The sequence below is a fragment of the Phytobacter cepae genome, from assembly GCF_054165735.1.
On the sequence record NZ_CM135107.1, the window covers coordinates 4,271,022 to 4,290,401 of the forward strand.

Genomic DNA, 19,380 nt, shown 5'->3' on the forward strand with positions numbered 1-19,380 from the left:
CCTCACAGACACTGCAAGGTTAAGAGGTAAAAAGCCGGCCGACTGGCCGGCTTTTCAGTTACATCACCAGGCGGCGAATATCGCTCAGGGTGTTGTTGATGATGGTGATAAAGCGCGCACCATCAGCACCGTCAATCACACGGTGGTCGAAGGACAGAGAGATCGGCATCATCAGACGCGGTACGAACTCTTTACCATTCCAGACCGGCTCCATTGCAGACTTGGAGACACCGAGGATTGCCACTTCCGGCGCGTTAACAATCGGGGCGAAGTGGGTCGTACCCAGGCCACCGATGCTGGAGATGGTGAAGCAACCGCCCTGCATTTCGCCAGCAGTCAGCTTACCATCACGCGCTTTCTTGGAGATCACGGTCAGTTCACGAGACAGCTCAGTGATGCTCTTCTTGTTCACGTCTTTGAAGACCGGAACAACCAGACCATTTGGCGTATCAACCGCAACACCGATGTTGATGTATTTTTTCAGCGTCAGACGTTGTGCGTCTTCAGACAGAGAGCTGTTGAAGCGTGGCATCTGCTCAAGGGCCGCAGCAACGGCTTTCATGATGAAGACCACTGGGGTGAATTTCACATCCAGTTTACGCTTCTCAGCTTCTGCGTTCTGCTGCTTACGGAACGCTTCCAGGTCAGTGATGTCGGTTTTGTCGAAGTGGGTAACGTGCGGGATAACAACCCAGTTACGGCTCAGGTTAGCACCAGAGATTTTCTGGATACGGCCCAGTTCCACTTCTTCAACTTCACCAAACTTGCTGAAATCAATTTTCGGCCACGGCAGCAGACCTGGCAGAGAACCACCGGTTGCAGCGCCCGCAGCGGGTGCAGATTCAGCACGTTTGATAGCGTCTTTCACGTAAGCCTGAACGTCTTCACGCAGGATACGGCCTTTACGACCTGTACCTTTCACTTTCGCCAGGTTCACACCGAATTCGCGAGACAGACGGCGAATCAGCGGGGTCGCATGAACGTACGCGTCGTTTTCAGCGAACTCAGATTTGCCTTCTGCTTTCGCAGGGGCAGCAGCAGGTTTAGCAGCCTGAGCCGGTGCAGCAGCCGGTGCCGGAGCAGCAGCGTCTTGTTTAGCCGGAGCCGCAGCAGGTGCGGCACCTTCCACTTCGAAGACCATGATCAGCGAACCGGTAGACACTTTGTCGCCAGTGTTGATTTTGATCTCTTTAACGGTACCCGCGAACGGCGCAGGCACTTCCATAGACGCTTTGTCGCCTTCTACGGTGATCAGTGACTGTTCAGCGGCAACTTTGTCGCCCACTTTCACCATCACTTCGGTCACTTCGACTTCATCACCACCGATATCCGGTACGTTGACGTCTTTTGGACCCGCAGCGGCAGCCGGTGCGGCAGCTTGTGCCGGTGCAGCAGCCTGAGCCGGTGCAGCAGCAGGCGCAGCGCCTTCTACTTCGAAGACCATAATCAGGGAGCCGGTAGACACTTTGTCACCCGTGCTGATTTTAATCTCTTTTACGACGCCCGCGAACGGAGCCGGCACTTCCATAGAGGCTTTATCGCCTTCCACGGTGATCAGAGACTGTTCAGCAGCAACGGTGTCGCCCACTTTAACCATGATTTCAGTGACTTCAACTTCGTCGCCACCGATGTCCGGTACGTTAACTTCTTTCGCCGCTGCAGCAGCAGGTGCTGCCGCTGGAGCCGCTTCTTTCTTCTCTTCTGCCTTGGCAGGTGCAGCTTCTGCTGCACCGTCGGCGGAATCGAAAATCATAATCAGTTTGCCCGTCTCAGTTTTGTCGCCGACAGAGACTTTGATCTCTTTTACGACGCCAGCCTGCGGAGACGGGACTTCCATAGAGGCTTTGTCGCCTTCTACGGTGATCAGCGACTGTTCTGCTTCTACTTTGTCGCCAACTTTGACCAGGATCTCGGTGATTTCAACTTCATCAGCCCCGATGTCCGGTACATTGATTTCGATAGCCATTGTTCTTTTACCTCTTATGCCAGACGCGGGTTAACTTTATCTGCATCGATGTTGAACTTGGTGATTGCTTCTGCCACCACTTTCTTGTCGATTTCGCCACGTTTAGCCAGTTCGCCCAGTGCTGCAACAACCACATAAGAAGCATCAACTTCGAAGTGGTGACGCAGGTTTTCACGGCTGTCAGAACGACCGAAGCCGTCAGTACCCAGTACGCGGTAATCATCGGCCGGTACGTAAGTACGAACCTGCTCAGCGAACAGTTTCATATAGTCAGTAGATGCTACAGCCGGCGCGTCGTTCATCACCTGAGCGATGTACGGAACGCGTGGCGTTTCCAGCGGGTGCAGCATGTTCCAGCGCTCACAATCCTGGCCATCACGCGCCAGTTCAGTGAAGGAAGTGACGCTATAAACGTCAGAACCTACGCCATAGTCGTTGGCCAGGATCTGTGCCGCTTCACGAACGTGACGCAGGATAGAACCGGAGCCTAAGAGCTGAACTTTACCTTTGGAACCTGCAACGGTTTCCAGTTTGTAGATACCTTTACGGATACCTTCCTCGGCGCCTTCCGGCATCGCAGGCATATGGTAGTTTTCGTTCAGCGTAGTGATGTAGTAGTAAACGTTCTCTTGCGCTTCACCGTACATACGAGTCAGACCGTCATGCATGATGACTGCCACTTCGTACGCGTAAGATGGGTCATAAGAGATACAGTTCGGGATAGTCAGAGACTGAATATGGCTGTGACCATCTTCGTGCTGCAGACCTTCGCCGTTCAGGGTCGTACGACCGGAAGTACCACCTACCAGGAAGCCGCGAGCCTGCTGGTCGCCAGCCTGCCAGCACAGGTCACCGATACGCTGGAAACCGAACATGGAGTAGTAGATGTAGAACGGAATCATCGGCAGGTTGTTGGTGCTGTAAGAGGTCGCAGCAGCCAGCCAGGATGCGCCTGCGCCCAGCTCGTTGATCCCTTCCTGCAGAATCTGGCCTTTCTCGTCTTCTTTGTAGTAAGCAACCTGCTCACGGTCCTGCGGGGTGTACTGCTGGCCGTTCGGGCTGTAAATACCAATCTGACGGAACAGACCTTCCATACCGAAAGTACGCGCTTCATCGGCGATGATCGGAACCAGACGGTCTTTGATAGACGGGTTCTTCAGCATCACGTTCAGGGCACGAACGAAAGCGATAGTGGTGGAGATCTCTTTGTTCTGCTCTTCCAGCAGCTGTTTGAAGTCAGCCAGCGCAGGCAGATCCAGCTTCTCGGTGAAGTTAGGCTGACGAGACGGCAGGTAGCCGTTCAGCTTCTGACGCTGGGCGTGCAGATAGGTGTGCTCTTCAGAACCTTCCGGGAAGGTGATGTAAGACAGTTTTTCAACTTGCTCATCGGTTACCGGAACATTGAAGCGGTCGCGGATATAACGCACGCCGTCCATGTTCATTTTCTTAACCTGGTGCGCAATGTTTTTACCTTCGGCGGTGTCACCCATGCCATAACCTTTGATGGTATGGGCCAGGATTACTGTTGCTTTGCCTTTGGTTTCCTGCGCTTTTTTCAGTGCAGCGTAGACTTTCTTCGGATCGTGACCACCACGGTTCAGTGCCCAGATTTGCTCATCAGTCCAGTCAGCAACCAGGGCTGCGGTCTCCGGGTATTTACCGAAGAAGTGATCGCGCACGTATTTGCCGTCTTTGGATTTGAAGGTCTGATAGTCGCCGTCAACGGTTTCGTTCATCAGTTGGATCAGTTTACCGCTGGTGTCTTTACGCAGCAGCTCATCCCAACGACCGCCCCACATCACTTTGATCACGTTCCAGCCAGCACCTGCGAAGATGCCTTCCAGTTCGTTGATGATCTTGCCGTTGCCGGTTACCGGACCATCCAGACGCTGCAGGTTACAGTTGATGATGAAGCACAGGTTGTCCAGTTTCTCACGGGTGGCGATGGTGATCGCACCTTTGGATTCCGGCTCATCCATTTCACCGTCGCCGAGGAAGGCGTAAACGGTCTGCTCAGAGGTATCTTTCAGGCCACGGTGTTCCAGGTATTTCAGGAATTTAGCCTGGTAGATTGCACCGATAGGACCCAGACCCATAGAAACGGTCGGGAACTGCCAGAATTCCGGCATCAGTTTCGGGTGCGGGTAGGAAGACAGGCCTTTGCCATGAACTTCCTGACGGAAGTTGTTCATCTGCTCTTCAGTCAGACGACCTTCCAGGAAAGCACGTGCATAGACGCCCGGAGAGATATGGCCCTGGAAGTAAACCAGATCGCCGCCGTCTTTCTCGGTGCGCGCACGGAAGAAGTGGTTGAAGCACACTTCATAAACAGTTGCGGAAGACTGGAAGGACGCCATGTGGCCGCCCAGCTCGAGGTCTTTTTTGGAAGCACGCAGAACCGTCATGATGGCGTTCCAGCGAATGGCCGAACGAATACGGCGTTCCAGCTCCAGATTCCCCGGGTATTCCGGTTCGTCTTCAACGGCAATAGTGTTGACGTAGTTGCCAGCTCCGGTACCAGCGGCAACTTTCACACCGCCTTTACGGGCTTCGGAAAGCAGCTGGTCAATCAGATACTGAGCACGCTCAACACCTTCTTCACGGATTACCGATTCGATCGCCTGTAGCCAGTCGCGAGTTTCAATCGGATCCACGTCATTTTGTAAACGTTCTGACATGGGGGGTATTCCTTATCTATCTAATACGTTGATTTAGCTGGAACCTGTCCCATTGCACTCTTTGTTCTTCATACTTCTGGCTGTCTCTTTGTTGGCTTCGCTTTCTCACCCCAGTCACATAGTTCACTATGCTCCGTGGGATTCGCGCGCTTGCCGCCGCGATACAGCCAAAATTATTTTGAACAACTAAAAGTGCAATAAGACAGGTTCTGCGTTTAGTTGCCGCGCTCTGAATTTGGCGCTCTCAGTTACAACTCTTCCGGCTCAAACTCCACCAGAAAATGCTAATTCTTTCGCTGCTGTTCCAGTCGACGTAGTGAACGTTCACGACGGCTTTGTTCACGACTGCGATCCAGCAAAATCTCTTCGATAAAGGCCAGGTGGCGATGGGAGGCTTCACGCGCCTCTTCCGGTTCACCGGCCATGATCGCAGCGAAAATACTGCTGCGATGCTTGCTCACCAGCGGCAGCATTTCGCGGCGCGCGTAGAGCAATTCAAAGTTTTCACGAACGTTTTGTGCCAACATCGGCTCCATGCAGCGTAGCAGATGCAAAAGCACCACATTATGCGCCGCTTCGGTTACAGCGATTTGATACTGCACGACGGCACTGGATTCCGCGTCGAGGTCACCGGACTGCTGCGCAAGCTCAATCGCCTGATGCAGTTCTCCAATCCTGACCTTGTCTTCTTCCGTGCTGCGCAATGCGGCGTAATAAGCAGCAATGCCTTCCAGCGCATGACGTGTCTCAAGCAGATCAAATTGGGATTCGGGATGATCGGAGAGCAATTCGACGAGTGGATCGCTGAAGCTCTGCCAGAGGCTGCTTTGAACAAAGGTACCGCCACCCTGGCGACGAAGCAGGAGCCCTTTCGCTTCGAGACGCTGGATGGCCTCACGCAATGAAGGACGAGAAACGTCAAACTGTTTAGCCAGTTCACGTTCTGGAGGGAGTTTTTCACCGGGACGTAGCGTCCCCTCAAGAATCAAAAACTCCAGTTGCTGCTCAATCACATCGGATAGTTTTGGCTGGCGGATTTTGCTGTAGGCCATTGTTCCCTGTCTCTACCATTCGCCCGGAGTAAATTGGTCTTACCAATTTCATATTCGTGACGCTAAAGTAACAAAGTATTCACCTTATGTCCATACAGGTTTTGATTGAAATCAGTAAACCCTGCACATTTTAACAACGTTACAGAAATAACGTTTCAAACATGTAACGTTGCACAAATCTCTCCTTTACTACTTAAGGGGCAGTTTTAACGAAAATGAAACGCCTCCAAACGAATTTGAACCGGTTCAGCATCAATAAATATGCATTCTTATGTCAAATTAATGAATAAAAAATCCAATGCTTATTTTTCAGGCAAAAACGAAGCGATTTACAAATGGTTTCTTTTTATTCAAGTCGTCATCAACCCTTCACAAAGCAGGTGCAAACGCAGGCGCTTATCACTATTCTGAGCCTTACGAAAGGGATGGATGAAAATTCACAACAGCGCTTCGTAAATAAAACAATACAAAAAATGGAATTACTTAATTACACGCAAACGACAGCGTACATATAATAACCACACACGAGGTTTCATGATGGAAGGTCAACAGCACGGCGATCAGCTTAAGCGCGGCCTTAAGAACCGCCATATACAGCTTATCGCGCTGGGCGGAGCTATCGGGACTGGCCTGTTTCTGGGCAGCGCGTCAGTCATTAAATCAGCAGGCCCGGGTATTATTCTGGGTTATGCCATTGCAGGCTTTATTGCTTTTCTGATCATGCGCCAGCTGGGCGAAATGGTGGTTGAAGAACCGGTGGCCGGTTCTTTTAGTCACTTCGCCTATAAATACTGGGGCGGTTTCGCCGGTTTCGCGTCTGGCTGGAACTATTGGGTTCTGTATGTTCTGGTCGCCATGGCAGAATTAACCGCGGTGGGTAAATATATTCAATTCTGGTGGCCTGAAATACCCACATGGGCTTCAGCGGCTGTCTTCTTTATTGCTATCAACGCCATTAACCTGACAAACGTAAAAGTATTTGGCGAAATGGAGTTCTGGTTCGCCATTATTAAAGTGGTGGCTGTGGTTGCCATGATCCTGTTCGGCGGCTGGCTGCTGTTTAGCGGTAATGCTGGCCCGCAGGCCACGGTACGTAACCTGTGGGAACAGGGTGGATTCCTGCCAAATGGTCTTTCGGGGCTGGTGATGATGATGGCGATCATCATGTTCTCATTCGGCGGTCTTGAGCTGGTCGGTATTACCGCAGCAGAAGCCGACAACCCGCACGAAAGCATTCCTAAAGCGACCAATCAGGTGATTTACCGCATCCTGATTTTCTATGTAGGCTCTCTGGCCGTCCTGCTCTCCCTGATGCCGTGGACCCGCGTCACTGCCGATACCAGTCCGTTCGTCCTGATCTTCCACGAACTGGGGGACACCTTCGTGGCTAACGCACTGAACATCGTGGTATTAACCGCCGCGCTCTCCGTTTATAACAGCTGCGTTTACTGTAATAGCCGTATGTTGTTCGGCCTGGCCCAACAGGGCAACGCACCGAAAGCCCTGCTGAGCGTGGATAAACGTGGCGTTCCGGTCAACACCATCATCGTTTCTGCTCTGGTTACCGCACTGTGTGTGTTAATCAACTACATGGCACCAGAATCCGCATTTGGTCTGCTGATGGCGCTGGTGGTCTCCGCGCTGGTCATCAACTGGGCGATGATAAGCCTGGCGCATATGAAGTTCCGTCGTGCAAAACAGCAACAGGGCGTCACCACTCGCTTCCCGGCACTGCTTTACCCGCTGGGCAACTGGGTCTGCCTGGTCTTCATGGCGGCAGTTCTGGTGATCATGCTGATGACCGACAGTATGGCGATCTCCGTCTACCTGATCCCGGTCTGGCTGGTGATCCTGGGCATCGGTTATATGTTCAAAAAGAAAACGGCGAAAGTAGCCAAAGCGCATTAATGCCGTTCCCTCCCCTCTCCCATTCGGGAGAGGGTTGTTACCCTAATGTTACCTTCCTCACACTTTCCTTTACATAGCCGTTTTGTCCATGTCTCTGCCAGCATCCTGTAACGCAAATTATGTGTAGCAGGCGAATAATTATTCCCACATCTCACTGGGAGTATCGCCAATGGACGCGACTAAACTGTCTGTTAAAGAGAAAATCGGCTATGGCATGGGTGACGCCGGATGTAACATCATCTTTGGCGCCATAATGTTGTTTGTTAACTATTTTTATACTGATATTTTCGGGCTGGCACCGGCCCTGGTTGGCGTATTGTTGCTCTCCATCCGCGTCATTGATGCCGTCACTGACCCCATCATGGGGGCGCTTGCTGACCGTACGCAAAGTAAATATGGCCGTTTTCGCCCCTGGCTTTTATGGATAGCGCTTCCTTATGCGGTGTTCAGTGTGTTGATGTTTACCACGCCTGACTGGACCTACAATAGCAAGGTTATCTATGCCTTCATCACCTACTTCCTGCTGTCATTAACCTATACCGCCATCAATATTCCTTACTGCTCATTGGGCGGCGTGATCACCAACGATCCGAAAGAGCGTGTCGCCTGTCAGTCCTACCGCTTTGTGATGGTGGGCATTGCGACCCTGCTGTTGTCGTTGACGCTGCTGCCGATGGCGGAATGGTTCGGTGGCGAAGATAAAGCCAAAGGCTACCAGATGGCGATGACGGTGCTGGCATTTATCGGCATGTGCATGTTCCTCTTCTGCTTCGCCACGGTGCGCGAGCGTGTTCGTCCGGCAGTGCCGACCCATGACGACATGAAGAAAGACATGAAAGACGTGTGGAAGAACGACCAGTGGGTGCGGATACTGCTCCTCACGTTGAGCAACGTCTGCCCCGGCTTTATCCGTATGGCCGCCACGATGTATTACGTTACCTGGGTGATGGGTGAAAGCACCCACTTCGCTACGATCTTTATCAGCCTCGGTGTTGTGGGCATGATGATCGGCAGTATGCTGGCGAAGGTGCTGACCGACCGCTGGTGCAAACTGAAAGTCTTCTTCTGGACCAACATCGCGCTGGCAATTTTCTCCTGCGCTTTTTACTTCTTCGATCCGAAAGCTACCATGATGATTGTGGTGCTGTACTTCCTGCTTAACATTCTGCACCAGATCCCATCACCACTGCACTGGTCACTGATGGCGGATGTCGACGACTACGGCGAATGGAAAACCGGCAAACGTATTACGGGCATCAGCTTCTCCGGCAACTTGTTCTTCCTGAAAGTAGGGCTGGCGGTTGCGGGAGCAATGGTCGGCTTCCTGCTCTCCTGGTACGGTTATGACGCAGGTGCCAAAGCGCAGAGCCCGAGCGCCATCAATGGCATTATGTTGTTGTTCACCATTATTCCGGGTGTGGGCTACCTGATTACAGCAGGGGTGGTTCGCTTGCTGAAAGTGGATCGTGAGTTAATGAAAACTATTCAGGCCGACCTGGAAAAACGCCGCGTGAATTATCACGAACTGAGTGAAACCCAGACCGTACCGGCGGAACAAGTAAGGAAAGCATAATGAACTGGCCTAATCCCTTTATTGAACAGCGTGCCGATCCGTACATCCTCTATCACGAGGGAACCTATTATTTCGTCGCCTCTGTGCCGGAGTATGACCGCCTGGAAATCCGCAGAGCCGATACCCTGGCAGGTCTGCGTGATGCGCAGGGGGTCACCGTCTGGCGGAAGCCGGATAGCGGCCCAATGAGCGAACTTATCTGGGCACCAGAACTGCATCATATCGATGGCAAGTGGTATCTCTACTTTGCTGCTACCTGGACGAAAGCGCTGGATGAGTTGAACATGTTCCAGCACCGGATGTTTGTACTGGAGTGTACCGACGTCGATCCTTTGAGCGGAACCTGGGTTGCAAAAGGTCAGGTTAAAACGCCTTTCGATACCTTCGCACTCGACGCCACCACCTTCGTTCATCAGGGAAAACGTTGGTATCTTTGGGCGCAGAAATCACCGCATATTGCCGGTAACTCAAACCTCTATCTGGCAGAGATGGAGAATCCCTGGACCCTCAAAGGCGAGCCCGTCATGCTGAGCAAACCCGAGTACGACTGGGAGTGCCGGGGTTTTCTGGTCAATGAAGGCCCGGCAGTGCTCTTCCACGGCGACAAACTGTTTATCAGCTACTCCGCCAGCGCCACCGATGAAAACTACTGCATGGGGCTGCTGTGGATTGATATCAGCGCCGATCCACAAAATCCTGCGAACTGGCACAAAGCAGCGGATCCTGTATTCAGAACCAGCTATGAAAACCGTCAGTACGGCCCCGGTCATAACAGCTTTACGCAAACGGAGTCAGGTGAAGACGTGCTGGTGTATCACGCGCGAAATTATACGGAAATCGAAGGCGACCCGCTGTATGACCCCAATCGTCATACCCGTCTTAAGCTGGTGCGCTGGCAAGAAAACGGGATGCCCGACTTCGGCATCCCGTCTGCGGATACGCAATAAATTTATACTCTAAATAATTCTGATTGCAGGAAGGCGGCAAGTCAGTCAGTCCCCAGCAGCATAGCTAACTAGGCGACTGGGGTGCGCTGACGTAGCCAACGCACATGCAGCCTGAAGTATGACGATTATAACGGCACGCGGTTAAATCAGCGTGCCGTAAATGGTGAGTAAGGCGACCACCACGACCACCACAAACGAGGTTTTTTTGGCCATCGAGACGGCGGCTTTCGGCGTCTCAACCTTATCAAGATGAGGTTCACGCGCCAGCGAAAACTGCGCCAGCCGCGTCAGTACCTGATACTGAGAAGAGTGCCTGTCAGCCAGAGAAGCGAACCAGGCGGGTAACGCTTTTTCACCGTGGCCGATCAACGCGTAAAATACGCCCGCCAGGCGAACCGGGATCCAATCAAGCACGTGCAGAATGGCATCAATACCTGATTTTTGGCGCTCATTGGGCGTTTTATAGCGCGCAAGCCAGGACTGCAAGGCGCGCAGGAAGCTGTAACCCACCAGCGTTACGGGTGCCCAAACGCCGCCGACAATGAACCAGAACAGTGGCGCGAGATAATAACGAAAGTTAATCCACAACAGCGCATTTTGTAGCTCACGCAGATATTCACGCTCACTGCACCCTGGCGGCACACCATGAATCAGCGTCAGTTCGCTCGCCATAGCGTTGTGCGCATGTTCATCATTGCGTGAGGCTGCTTTCAGATACGCGTGATAATGCATACGCACCTTTCCCGCCCCGATACACAGCAATCCCAGTAGAATCCAGACCACCAGCAGCGGCACATTGAAAAAGAGCCCGGTCAGCGCCCGCAGAATGAGGAATGTCACCGACATTGCGCAGGCGGTCATGAGCAGTGTGCTGAAGACGGAGTAGCGCTTAATTTTGCGGAACACCACTTCCAGCCGATGGTCCAGGTGCCAGTGCTCACCGAGTTTAAACAGCCGCTCGGCTATCAACACCAGCAGCATAGTAAACAATGTCATGGACTCTCCTTCTCTGTGTTATCCGCCACAAGTGTGCGAAAACGGTCCCAGTCAAACGCCGGGCCAGGATCGGTCTTGCGGACAGGGGCAATGTTGCTATGCCCGGTCATGTGACTGGCAATCTTAGGATAACTAGCGATAAGTGCACGGGTCACGTTTGCCAGTTGAGCATATTGCGCGTCGGTATAGGCCAGATTATCAGTGCCTTCCAGCTCAATGCCGATTGAAAAATCATTACACCGTTCGCGGCCCTCATACACCGACACACCGGCATGCCACGCACGCTTATCAAAAGGGACATACTGAACGATTTCGCCATCGCGGCGAATTAAGCAGTGTGCCGAGACCCGCAGGTGAACAATCTCAGCAAAAAAAGGATGAGCAGCAGGATCCAGCGTGCCGGTAAATAGCGCGTCAATCCACGGACCGCCAAACTCCCCCGGCGGCAAACTGATATTGTGAACCACCAACAGCGAAGGCGTTTCGTCATCGGGGCGGCAATCATAATGGGGGGACGGCACATGCCGCGCATCCACCAGCCAGCCCTTATTTAACAGCATGCAGGATCTCCTTATTTATGGTGCTCATACACGCTCTAGAGTAGCATGTTCAGACGCTGTTCTGTCAGTGTAAGTTGAGTACCTCCTCAATCGCAGAACACACTCTAACTTTCTGATTAGCTACCTTTTTTGGAGTTTTATCATGCCGCCTCGCCGTTATAACCCTGACAGCCGACGTGACGCCCTTTTGCAACGCATTGAGCTGGACATCCCCGCCGCCGTCGCGCAAGCCCTGCGCGAAGATCTGGGTGGTGAAGTCGATGCCAGTAATGATATTACCGCGCAATTGTTGCCGGCAGACAACCACTCCCATGCGGTGATCATCACCCGTGAAGAGGGCGTGTTTTGCGGGAAACGCTGGGTCGAAGAGGTCTTCATTCAGCTTGCGGGCGATGACGTGCAGATAACCTGGCATGTGGCAGATGGCGATGCCGTGACGCCTAATCAGCCGCTGTTTGAGTTACAGGGTCCGTCGCGCGTTCTGCTGACCGGTGAACGTACCGCGCTTAATTTCGTGCAGACCTTGTCTGGCGTTGCAAGCGAAGTTCGCCGCTACGTGACGCTGCTGGAAGGCACCACAACCCAACTGCTTGATACACGAAAAACGCTGCCGGGTCTGCGTACGGCGCTGAAATATGCGGTGCTTTGCGGAGGCGGCGCGAATCACCGCCTGGGCCTCTCCGATGCATTTTTGATTAAAGAAAACCACATCATCGCTTCAGGCTCAGTACGTCAGGCGGTAGAGAAAGCGTTCTGGCTGCACCCGGATGTGCCGGTTGAGGTCGAAGTTGAATCCCTTGAAGAACTGGACGATGCCTTAAAAGCCGGTGCCGATATCATCATGCTCGACAACTTTAAAACCGAACAGATGCGCGAAGCGGTAAAACGCACACGCGGTCAGGCCCGGCTTGAAGTGTCCGGCAACGTCACGTTCGACACGATTCGAGAGTTCGCCGAGACCGGTGTTGATTTTATCTCCGTTGGCGCACTGACTAAGCATGTGCGCGCGCTGGATTTATCCATGCGTTTTCGCTGAACAATGACATGACCCTCTCTCTTTCTGGAGAGGGTTTTTGCGAGACGCCTCGTCATTTTTCTGTACCGCGCAGTAACGACGTTAAAAACGGTGGAACCCCCTTCCACGTTCTGTTTTTCCCTTCTCGTTCGTTTTCTCTTCTGCTGCCAGAGTGGTTTGTACTAACACAAGGAGCAGAATATGAAGCAGAACAGGGACAGAGAACGTGGATTCACCTTAATTGAACTGATGGTGGTGATCGGCATTATCGCCATCCTGAGTGCCATCGGCATCCCCGCCTATCAGAACTACCTGCGCAAAGCCGCCATGACCGATATGTTGCAAACCTTTGTCCCCTATCGGACAGCGGTAGAACTGTGCGCGTTGGATCACGGTGGCGTAGACAGTTGCAATAGTGGCGCCAACGGCATCCCCAGCCCGGCAACCACCCGTTACGTCTCCGCCATGACGGTGACGAAAGGCGTTATCACGCTGACGGGGCAGGAGAGTCTCAATGGCTTGCGCGTAGTGATGACGCCACAGTGGAGCGGTAGTGATGGCATGTCCGGCTGGTCCCGCACCTGCGAAACCACCGATAACACCTCGCTAAAACAGGCCTGTGAAGATGTTTTTCGTGTGAATAGCCAGTAAGGAGAGCGCTATGCAACAGGACAAACTGCACACCTTATGTAAGCGCCACCGGGCAATATTACTCACCAGCGACGCCCACATGCTCAACATTGCCGTTGTTGGAGAACCCTCAACGGAACTGCTGGAAGCCTTGCGATTCGCCACTCAGCGACGCGTGGATATTGAGTGCTGGACCCAGGAGCAGATGGACAGCCATTTTCAACTGGCGAATGATGCGCCGCAGATAACGGCTTCAGAAGAAAACGGTTCCGCAGTGACATTATTGAACCAGACGCTGGAACAGGCATTGGCCCAACGCGCCTCCGATATTCATTTCGAACCCGGTGAACACCACTACCGTATCCGTTTACGCGTTGACGGGGTGCTGCACCCTTTGCCGCCCCTCTCCAGCACGCTGGCAGGCACACTGACAGCACGCCTTAAGGTGCTGGGGAATCTGGATATCGCTGAGCGCCGGGTACCGCAGGATGGTCAGTTCAGCGTAATGCTCGCCGGTCAGGAGGTCTCTTTTCGTATTGCCACGCTGCCCTGCCGCCATGGAGAAAAGGTAGTGCTTCGTCTGCTGCATCAGGTTAGTCAGTCGCTGGATCTGACTAAGCTCGGCATGACGCAACCGCAGCTTGCGCAGTTTAAAGAAGCGCTGAATAAACCTCAGGGGCTGATGCTGGTGACCGGACCAACCGGGAGCGGTAAAACCGTGACGCTCTACAGCGCCTTACAGGCCCGAAACGATGCTGGCGTCAATATTTGCAGTGTGGAAGACCCGGTGGAAATTCCCCTTCCGGGCTTGAATCAGACCCAAATCAACCCGCGTGCTGGCCTGACGTTTCAGACGGTACTCAGAGCGCTGCTCCGCCAGGATCCCGATATTATTATGATCGGTGAGATCCGCGACGGTGAAACAGCAGAAATTGCGATCAAAGCTGCGCAAACTGGCCATCTGGTACTCTCTACACTGCACACAAATTCCACGACCGAAACGCTGGTACGTATCCAGCAAATGGGGGTGGCTCGCTGGATGATCTCGTCAGCGTTGTCACTGGTTATTGCGCAGCGGCTGGTTAGAAAATTGTGCCCGCATTGTCGGCAACGGATGACGGAGAGCGCGCATGTCCCCCCTTCTATCTGGCCCCGACCGCTACCACACTGGCAGGCATCAGGTTGCGATCGCTGTTATCACGGGTTTTATGGTCGGGTGGCATTATTTGAAGTGCTGGAGGTGAATAGCGCCCTCCGTCATGCCATCGCCGGTGGCCTGCCTGCTGCCGAAATCGAAACATTGTCCCGGCAGGCTGGAATGACAACGCTTTTTCAGAATGGGTGCCAGGCCGTTGAATCAGGCTTGACCAGTATTGAAGAATTGGTGCGGGTTCTGGGGATGCCTGATGGCCACTAAAGCGCTCTGGCACTGGTCGGGAATGAATAGCGAAGGGCAACTCGTACAGGGTACAAGCTGGGAGGCGCAACGGCAGGACGTTATGCTCGACTTGCACCAGCAGCACATTCATCCGCTCTCACTCAAGCGCCATTCGGTCCGCACAAGGTTATGGCGAGGCGAGTACAGCTGCGAGATCATGCGTCAGTTAGCCACGCTTTTACAGGCGGGTTTACCCCTTCCCGAAGGCCTGACGTTACTGGCAAATCAGCAGTCCTCTTTACAATGGCAGGCACTGCTGCATACCCTGGCGAGTAAACTGGAGATGGGCGAACCTTTTTCTACGGCCCTGGCGCAGTGGCCCGATGTCTTTCCGCCTCTTTACCTGACGATGGTGAACACGGGCGAGTTAACGGGTAACCTGGACGAATGTTGCTTTAAGCTTGCGGATCAGCAAAAAGCCCAACTTCTGCTTTCCCGAAAAGTGAAAAAAGCCCTGCGTTATCCGTTGATTATTCTCACGCTGGCGTTCGTGGTCGTGCTGGCGATGGTGTACCTGGTGCTTCCGGAGTTTGCCACCATTTATCAGACCTTCAATACGCCCCTCCCTGCCCTGACGCGCGGTGTCATCGCCTTTGCAGATCTTATGCAACAGTGCAGCATCCCGCTGCTGCTATTGACCATCGTGGGAGTGAGCGTACTGTCAGGGTTAAGGCGTCATCAGGGATGGCGGCGTTATCGACAGCGCGTGCTTCTCGCCTGCCCGCAGATGGGTCAGTTGATTCGCGGGCAACGATTAAGCCAGATTTTCACGGTGTTGGCGCTGACCCAGCGCTCGGGCATCACCTTCCTGCAAGGCCTTGAAAGCGTGGTGAATACCCTGACCTGCCCCTGGTGGCAGGACAAAATCCGGGAGGTACATCAGGAGATTGTGCAGGGCCAGGCCATTTCGACAGCACTGAACGCCAGCGGCATGTTTACACCGCTTTGTATTCAATTGGTGAGAACGGGAGAAGCGTCAGGTGCGCTGGATACTATGCTGCAAAATCTGGCGCAACATCATAGTGAGCAAACCTCACATCAGGCAGATAATCTGGCGTCACTGCTTGAACCCCTGCTTCTCGTAGTGACGGGCATCATCATTGGAACACTGGTAGTGGCGATGTATCTGCCGATATTTCATTTAGGAGATGCAATGAGCGGCGTAGGGTGAAGCAGGCGTAGAGCGCTACGCCTGCGAACGGTCAGAGGCTATTGAAAACGCGGTTTTCCTGCTCCTGAACGCGAATAAAGGTTGTACGTTTGGTCAGTTCTTTCAGGCGGGAGGCCCCTACATACGTGCAGGCGGAGCGCAGACCACCAAGAATATCGCGGGCGGTATTCTCCACCGGTCCACGCAGAACCAGTTTGACCGTTTTGCCTTCCGCAGCACGATAACCCGCAACCCCACCAACATGGCGGTTCATCGCAGACTCAGAGCTCATGCCATAAAAGAGCATGACTTTTTCACCGTTTTCTTCAACCACGGTGCCGCCACTCTCTTCATGACCTGCCAGCATACCGCCGAGCATAACGAAATCAGCGCCGCCGCCGAAAGCTTTCGCCACGTCACCAGGCACGGTACAGCCACCATCACTGACAATCTGACCACCCAAGCCATGCGCCGCATCAGCACACTCGATGACCGCAGACAACTGTGGATAGCCGACGCCCGTTTTAACACGTGTGGTGCACACGGACCCTGGGCCAATACCCACTTTGACAATATCAGCACCCGACAGTATCAGCTCTTCACACATCTCGCCGGTGACAACGTTGCCCGCGCAGATGGTTCTGGTTGGCCAGGCCTCACGCGCTTTTGCCACAAATTGTACGAAGTGCTCTGAATAGCCGTTAGCAACGTCAATACAGACAAAGTTCAGTTGCGGATGCAGTGCCAGAATCTGTTTAGTTTTTTCGAAATCCGTATCAGAAGTCCCCGTAGAGACCATCACATGGCGCAGCACGGATTCGGTTTCGCTTTGTACAAAGCTTTTCCAGTCTTCAACAGAGTAGTGCTTATGTACCGCAGTCAGGATATCAAAGGATGCCAGCGCTTTCGCCATCGCAAAGGTACCCACGGTATCCATGTTGGCCGCGATAATCGGTACGCCAGACCAGCGCATGCCTGAATGCTTAAAGGTAAATTCGCGCTCCAGCTCAACATCGGAACGGCTTTTGAGGGTAGAACGTTTAGGGCGGATAAGAACGTCTTTAAAACCTAATTTCAGATCTTCTTCAATACGCATTTCGGATTCCTGGGGTTAATGGCGAACAATGCAGACTTGCAAACACACAACTCCAGTGACGCTATCATACGCACTAATAAGGACTCCGCAAGACTGCGAAATTCTCTTTTTTTACGCTACAATCCTATAAATTTACCTGTTGAAAGAGCGGTTGTTCGGGTTATTACATCGTGTTGTATTGATTAAATTACAACCTATTGATTCAACATGGAAATACATATTCCCTTCCCGCGCTTCGCTTGTTCACGCTGGCTATATTGCCAACCGGATGATGTGAAAAACAGGCCAGTTTAATTTTCAGGGCAGACATTTTTTTGAGAAAGAACGCAATGGGTTACACGGTCGCATTAACCGGCGGGATTGGCAGCGGAAAAAGTACGGTTGCCGATGCGTTTGCCAGACAGGGCATCAATATTGTGGATGCCGACGTTATTGCTCGCGAGGTCGTGGAACCCGGAACGCCAGCACTAGCAGAAATCGAAAAACATTTCGGTACAGAAATCCTTCATCAGGATGGCACGCTTAACCGTCGTGCACTGCGTGACCGGGTATTTGCCTCTCCTTTCGAAAAAAGCTGGCTCAACGGGCTGCTGCATCCGCTTATTCATCAGCAGACGCAACGCCTGTTGGCTGAAGCCACTTCGCCTTACGTACTTTGGGTTGTGCCCTTACTGGTTGAAAATCAATTACAAACAAAAGCCGACAGAGTCCTGGTGATTGATGTCTCGCCTGAAGTACAAATCCAACGAACCATGCAGCGTGACGGCGTAAGCCGGGAGCATGCTGAGCAAATTCTTGCCGCGCAGGCCACCCGTGAAGAACGGCTCGCCGTCGCGGATGATGTTATTGACAATAATGGCGCACCAGATGCAATCGCATCGGATGTTGCCCGCCTGCATGCAACCTATCTGGGTTTTGCATCACAGGCTGTATCACAGGAAACTCCCTAATGCAGACCGACGTATTATTTGAACACCCCCTTAATGAAAAGATGCGTACCTGGCTGCGTATCGAGTTTTTACTCCAGCAACTCACCGTCCGTCTGCCTCTCGCCGATCATGCCGATGCGTTACATTTTTTCCGTAATGCAGGGGAACTGTTGGATGTGTTTGAGCGCGGTGATATCCGTACCGAGTTGCTAAAAGAACTTGAGCGCCAGCAGAGAAAGCTGAAAGCCTGGGTTGAAGTCCCTGGTGTTGATTTAAGCAGGATTGAGGCTATTCGCCTGCAATTGAAAGAGATGAGTAGTATGCTGATGAGCGCCCCACGCGTGGGGCAACTGATGCGTGAAGACAGGCTGATTGGCCTTGTGCGCCAGCGCTTAAGTATCCCCGGCGGTTGCTGTAGCTTTGACCTGCCTACGCTTCATGTCTGGCTTCATATGCCCCAGGAGCACCGCGACGCTCAGGTTAAAGTTTGGCTTGATAGCCTCGCACCGCTTATGCATACCCTGTCATTGATTCTGGATCTTATTCGTAATTCGGCCGAGTTTCGTAAACAGACCAGCCTCAATGGTTTCTACCAGGACAACGGTGAAGATGCCGATCTGCTGCGCCTGAAGCTGGATCTGGCCACTCAACTCTTCCCTCAAATCTCAGGTCATAAAAGCCGTTTTGCTATTCGTTTCTTGCCGCTCGACAGCGAACACGGTGTCGTCCCGGAACGACTGGATTTCGAACTGGCCTGCTGCTAAGGAGCTGAAATGTCTGAAATTATGCACGTTAATTGCCCCAATTGTGGCAAATCCGTGGTGTGGAACGAAACCAGCCCGTTTCGCCCCTTCTGCTCGAAACGTTGTCAGTTGATCGATTTAGGCGAATGGGCGGCAGAAGAGAAGCGTATCCCCAGCTCAGGGGACCTTACCGATAGCGATGACTGGAGTGAAGAACAGCGCTAAGACAGGGTTACCGTACGGGTAATGATAGCCCGTACGGTTTCATGAATCAGTTGCCCAATCGTTGCTGCATTAATTTTGTGATGATGGGTGCATTTGCCGGGGGAAACTTTTCAGCATCGTCTTCAGTCAGTACAACCCAACTGCCGGGTTGTCCTTCTTTTCCCCAGGGTTCCCCTTCCCACTGTTCAACCAGATAGAACCATAACGTAATGTGGCGATCCGGGAATGCATATTCCAGGGTATCAAACAGTTGCGGAGCACGTGCGATAATTCCCACTTCCTCTTCAAGCTCACGGATAACCGCTTGCTCAGGAGTCTCTCCCTGCTCAATTTTCCCGCCAGGGAATTCCCATTTATTTGCCATATGGGCATCAGCAGCACGCTGGGTGATAAAGATTTCATGTTGTGGGTTGCGAATGATTCCCACAGCAATTTGCAGTATTTTCATGGTGATAACTCCATAAAAAAGGCGCA

The 19,380-nt window shown here is 52.8% G+C and carries 17 protein-coding genes; 10 read left to right on the forward strand and 7 right to left on the reverse strand.

Annotated features, from left to right (window positions below; translation table 11 throughout):
* Positions 1-58: 58 nt before the first annotated feature.
* The 3 genes from aceF to pdhR all read right to left on the reverse strand — a co-directional run bounded on the left by aceF (position 59) and on the right by pdhR (position 5,696).
* The gene (aceF, locus tag ACUY4Q_RS20080) at positions 59-1,966 is read right to left on the reverse strand and encodes a pyruvate dehydrogenase complex dihydrolipoyllysine-residue acetyltransferase (protein WP_458044444.1); all 1,908 of its coding nucleotides are present in this window, start codon (positions 1,964-1,966) and stop codon (positions 59-61) included.
* A 14-nt stretch (positions 1,967-1,980) separates the two neighbouring features.
* Complete coding sequence (gene aceE, locus ACUY4Q_RS20085; RefSeq protein WP_458044445.1) at positions 1,981-4,644, reverse strand: pyruvate dehydrogenase (acetyl-transferring), homodimeric type; 2,664 nt, start codon at positions 4,642-4,644, stop codon at positions 1,981-1,983.
* A 284-nt stretch (positions 4,645-4,928) separates the two neighbouring features.
* Positions 4,929-5,696, reverse strand: coding sequence for a pyruvate dehydrogenase complex transcriptional repressor PdhR (pdhR, locus tag ACUY4Q_RS20090; protein WP_458044446.1), 768 nt, complete (start codon positions 5,694-5,696; stop codon positions 4,929-4,931).
* A 534-nt stretch (positions 5,697-6,230) separates the two neighbouring features.
* Here pdhR and aroP point away from each other — a divergent pair.
* The 3 genes from aroP to ACUY4Q_RS20105 all read left to right on the forward strand — a co-directional run bounded on the left by aroP (position 6,231) and on the right by ACUY4Q_RS20105 (position 10,124).
* The gene (gene aroP, locus ACUY4Q_RS20095; RefSeq protein ID WP_458044447.1) at positions 6,231-7,604 is read left to right on the forward strand and encodes an aromatic amino acid transporter AroP; all 1,374 of its coding nucleotides are present in this window, start codon (positions 6,231-6,233) and stop codon (positions 7,602-7,604) included.
* A gap of 169 nt (positions 7,605-7,773) precedes the next feature.
* On the forward strand, positions 7,774-9,177 hold the full coding sequence (locus ACUY4Q_RS20100; RefSeq protein WP_458044448.1) for a glycoside-pentoside-hexuronide (GPH):cation symporter: 1,404 nt from the start codon (positions 7,774-7,776) through the stop codon (positions 9,175-9,177).
* The gene (locus tag ACUY4Q_RS20105) at positions 9,174-10,124 is read left to right on the forward strand and encodes a glycoside hydrolase family 43 protein (RefSeq protein ID WP_458047400.1); all 951 of its coding nucleotides are present in this window, start codon (positions 9,174-9,176) and stop codon (positions 10,122-10,124) included. The genes ACUY4Q_RS20100 and ACUY4Q_RS20105 overlap by 4 nt, the downstream gene beginning before the upstream one ends.
* A gap of 141 nt (positions 10,125-10,265) precedes the next feature.
* Here the strand turns inward: ACUY4Q_RS20105 and ampE are convergent, their stop codons facing one another.
* Together ampE and ampD are read right to left on the reverse strand one after the other, a co-directional pair.
* Complete coding sequence (gene ampE / locus ACUY4Q_RS20110) at positions 10,266-11,120, reverse strand: beta-lactamase regulator AmpE (protein ID WP_458044449.1); 855 nt, start codon at positions 11,118-11,120, stop codon at positions 10,266-10,268.
* The gene (gene ampD / locus ACUY4Q_RS20115) at positions 11,117-11,680 is read right to left on the reverse strand and encodes a 1,6-anhydro-N-acetylmuramyl-L-alanine amidase AmpD (protein WP_458044450.1); all 564 of its coding nucleotides are present in this window, start codon (positions 11,678-11,680) and stop codon (positions 11,117-11,119) included. The genes ampE and ampD overlap by 4 nt, the downstream gene beginning before the upstream one ends.
* A gap of 142 nt (positions 11,681-11,822) precedes the next feature.
* Between ampD and nadC the strand changes: the two genes are divergently transcribed.
* The 4 genes from nadC (at position 11,823) to hofC (ending at position 15,934) form a co-directional block, all read left to right on the forward strand.
* A complete protein-coding gene (gene nadC / locus ACUY4Q_RS20120) occupies positions 11,823-12,716 on the forward strand; it encodes a carboxylating nicotinate-nucleotide diphosphorylase (protein WP_458044451.1) in 894 nt (297 codons plus the stop codon).
* Between the two features lie 180 nt (positions 12,717-12,896).
* Positions 12,897-13,346: a prepilin peptidase-dependent pilin gene (gene ppdD / locus ACUY4Q_RS20125; RefSeq protein WP_458044452.1), complete on the forward strand. Its 450-nt coding sequence runs from the start codon at positions 12,897-12,899 to the stop codon at positions 13,344-13,346.
* Positions 13,347-13,356: 10 nt separating this feature from the next.
* Positions 13,357-14,742, forward strand: a complete 1,386-nt coding sequence (gene gspE, locus ACUY4Q_RS20130) for a type II secretion system protein GspE (protein ID WP_458044453.1) — start codon at positions 13,357-13,359, stop codon at positions 14,740-14,742.
* Positions 14,732-15,934, forward strand: a complete 1,203-nt coding sequence (gene hofC / locus ACUY4Q_RS20135; protein WP_458044454.1) for a protein transport protein HofC — start codon at positions 14,732-14,734, stop codon at positions 15,932-15,934. The genes gspE and hofC overlap by 11 nt, the downstream gene beginning before the upstream one ends.
* Before the next feature lie 31 nt (positions 15,935-15,965).
* Here hofC and ACUY4Q_RS20140 read toward each other — a convergent pair whose 3' ends face one another.
* Entirely contained in the window at positions 15,966-17,009 is a 1,044-nt protein-coding gene (locus ACUY4Q_RS20140; RefSeq protein ID WP_458044455.1) for a GMP reductase, read from the reverse strand.
* 329 nt (positions 17,010-17,338) lie between these two features.
* On the opposite strand from ACUY4Q_RS20140, the gene coaE reads away from it, so the two are divergent.
* The 3 genes from coaE to yacG are packed head-to-tail and all read left to right on the forward strand — an operon-like array spanning position 17,339 to position 18,906.
* Positions 17,339-17,959, forward strand: a complete 621-nt coding sequence (gene coaE / locus ACUY4Q_RS20145; RefSeq protein WP_458044456.1) for a dephospho-CoA kinase — start codon at positions 17,339-17,341, stop codon at positions 17,957-17,959.
* On the forward strand, positions 17,959-18,702 hold the full coding sequence (gene zapD / locus ACUY4Q_RS20150; RefSeq protein WP_458044457.1) for a cell division protein ZapD: 744 nt from the start codon (positions 17,959-17,961) through the stop codon (positions 18,700-18,702). Before coaE ends, zapD begins: the two co-directional genes overlap by 1 nt.
* A gap of 9 nt (positions 18,703-18,711) precedes the next feature.
* Entirely contained in the window at positions 18,712-18,906 is a 195-nt protein-coding gene (gene yacG, locus ACUY4Q_RS20155; protein WP_458044458.1) for a DNA gyrase inhibitor YacG, read from the forward strand.
* Positions 18,907-18,952: 46 nt separating this feature from the next.
* Here yacG and mutT read toward each other — a convergent pair whose 3' ends face one another.
* Positions 18,953-19,354 (reverse strand): 8-oxo-dGTP diphosphatase MutT, encoded by a 402-nt coding sequence (mutT, locus tag ACUY4Q_RS20160; protein WP_458044459.1) that lies wholly within the window; start codon positions 19,352-19,354, stop codon positions 18,953-18,955.
* Positions 19,355-19,380: the final 26 nt, after the last annotated feature.

Coding starts and splice junctions, on each gene's coding strand:
- aceF (WP_458044444.1), bottom strand. CDS start 1,966: ATGGCTATCGAAATCAATGTACCGGACATCGGGGCTGATGAAGTTGAA.
- aceE (WP_458044445.1), bottom strand. CDS start 4,644: ATGTCAGAACGTTTACAAAATGACGTGGATCCGATTGAAACTCGCGAC.
- pdhR (WP_458044446.1), bottom strand. CDS start 5,696: ATGGCCTACAGCAAAATCCGCCAGCCAAAACTATCCGATGTGATTGAG.
- aroP (WP_458044447.1), top strand. CDS start 6,231: ATGATGGAAGGTCAACAGCACGGCGATCAGCTTAAGCGCGGCCTTAAG.
- ACUY4Q_RS20100 (WP_458044448.1), top strand. CDS start 7,774: ATGGACGCGACTAAACTGTCTGTTAAAGAGAAAATCGGCTATGGCATG.
- ampE (WP_458044449.1), bottom strand. CDS start 11,120: ATGACATTGTTTACTATGCTGCTGGTGTTGATAGCCGAGCGGCTGTTT.
- ampD (WP_458044450.1), bottom strand. CDS start 11,680: ATGCTGTTAAATAAGGGCTGGCTGGTGGATGCGCGGCATGTGCCGTCC.
- nadC (WP_458044451.1), top strand. CDS start 11,823: ATGCCGCCTCGCCGTTATAACCCTGACAGCCGACGTGACGCCCTTTTG.
- ppdD (WP_458044452.1), top strand. CDS start 12,897: ATGAAGCAGAACAGGGACAGAGAACGTGGATTCACCTTAATTGAACTG.
- gspE (WP_458044453.1), top strand. CDS start 13,357: ATGCAACAGGACAAACTGCACACCTTATGTAAGCGCCACCGGGCAATA.
- hofC (WP_458044454.1), top strand. CDS start 14,732: ATGGCCACTAAAGCGCTCTGGCACTGGTCGGGAATGAATAGCGAAGGG.
- ACUY4Q_RS20140 (WP_458044455.1), bottom strand. CDS start 17,009: ATGCGTATTGAAGAAGATCTGAAATTAGGTTTTAAAGACGTTCTTATC.
- coaE (WP_458044456.1), top strand. CDS start 17,339: ATGGGTTACACGGTCGCATTAACCGGCGGGATTGGCAGCGGAAAAAGT.
- zapD (WP_458044457.1), top strand. CDS start 17,959: ATGCAGACCGACGTATTATTTGAACACCCCCTTAATGAAAAGATGCGT.
- yacG (WP_458044458.1), top strand. CDS start 18,712: ATGTCTGAAATTATGCACGTTAATTGCCCCAATTGTGGCAAATCCGTG.
- mutT (WP_458044459.1), bottom strand. CDS start 19,354: ATGAAAATACTGCAAATTGCTGTGGGAATCATTCGCAACCCACAACAT.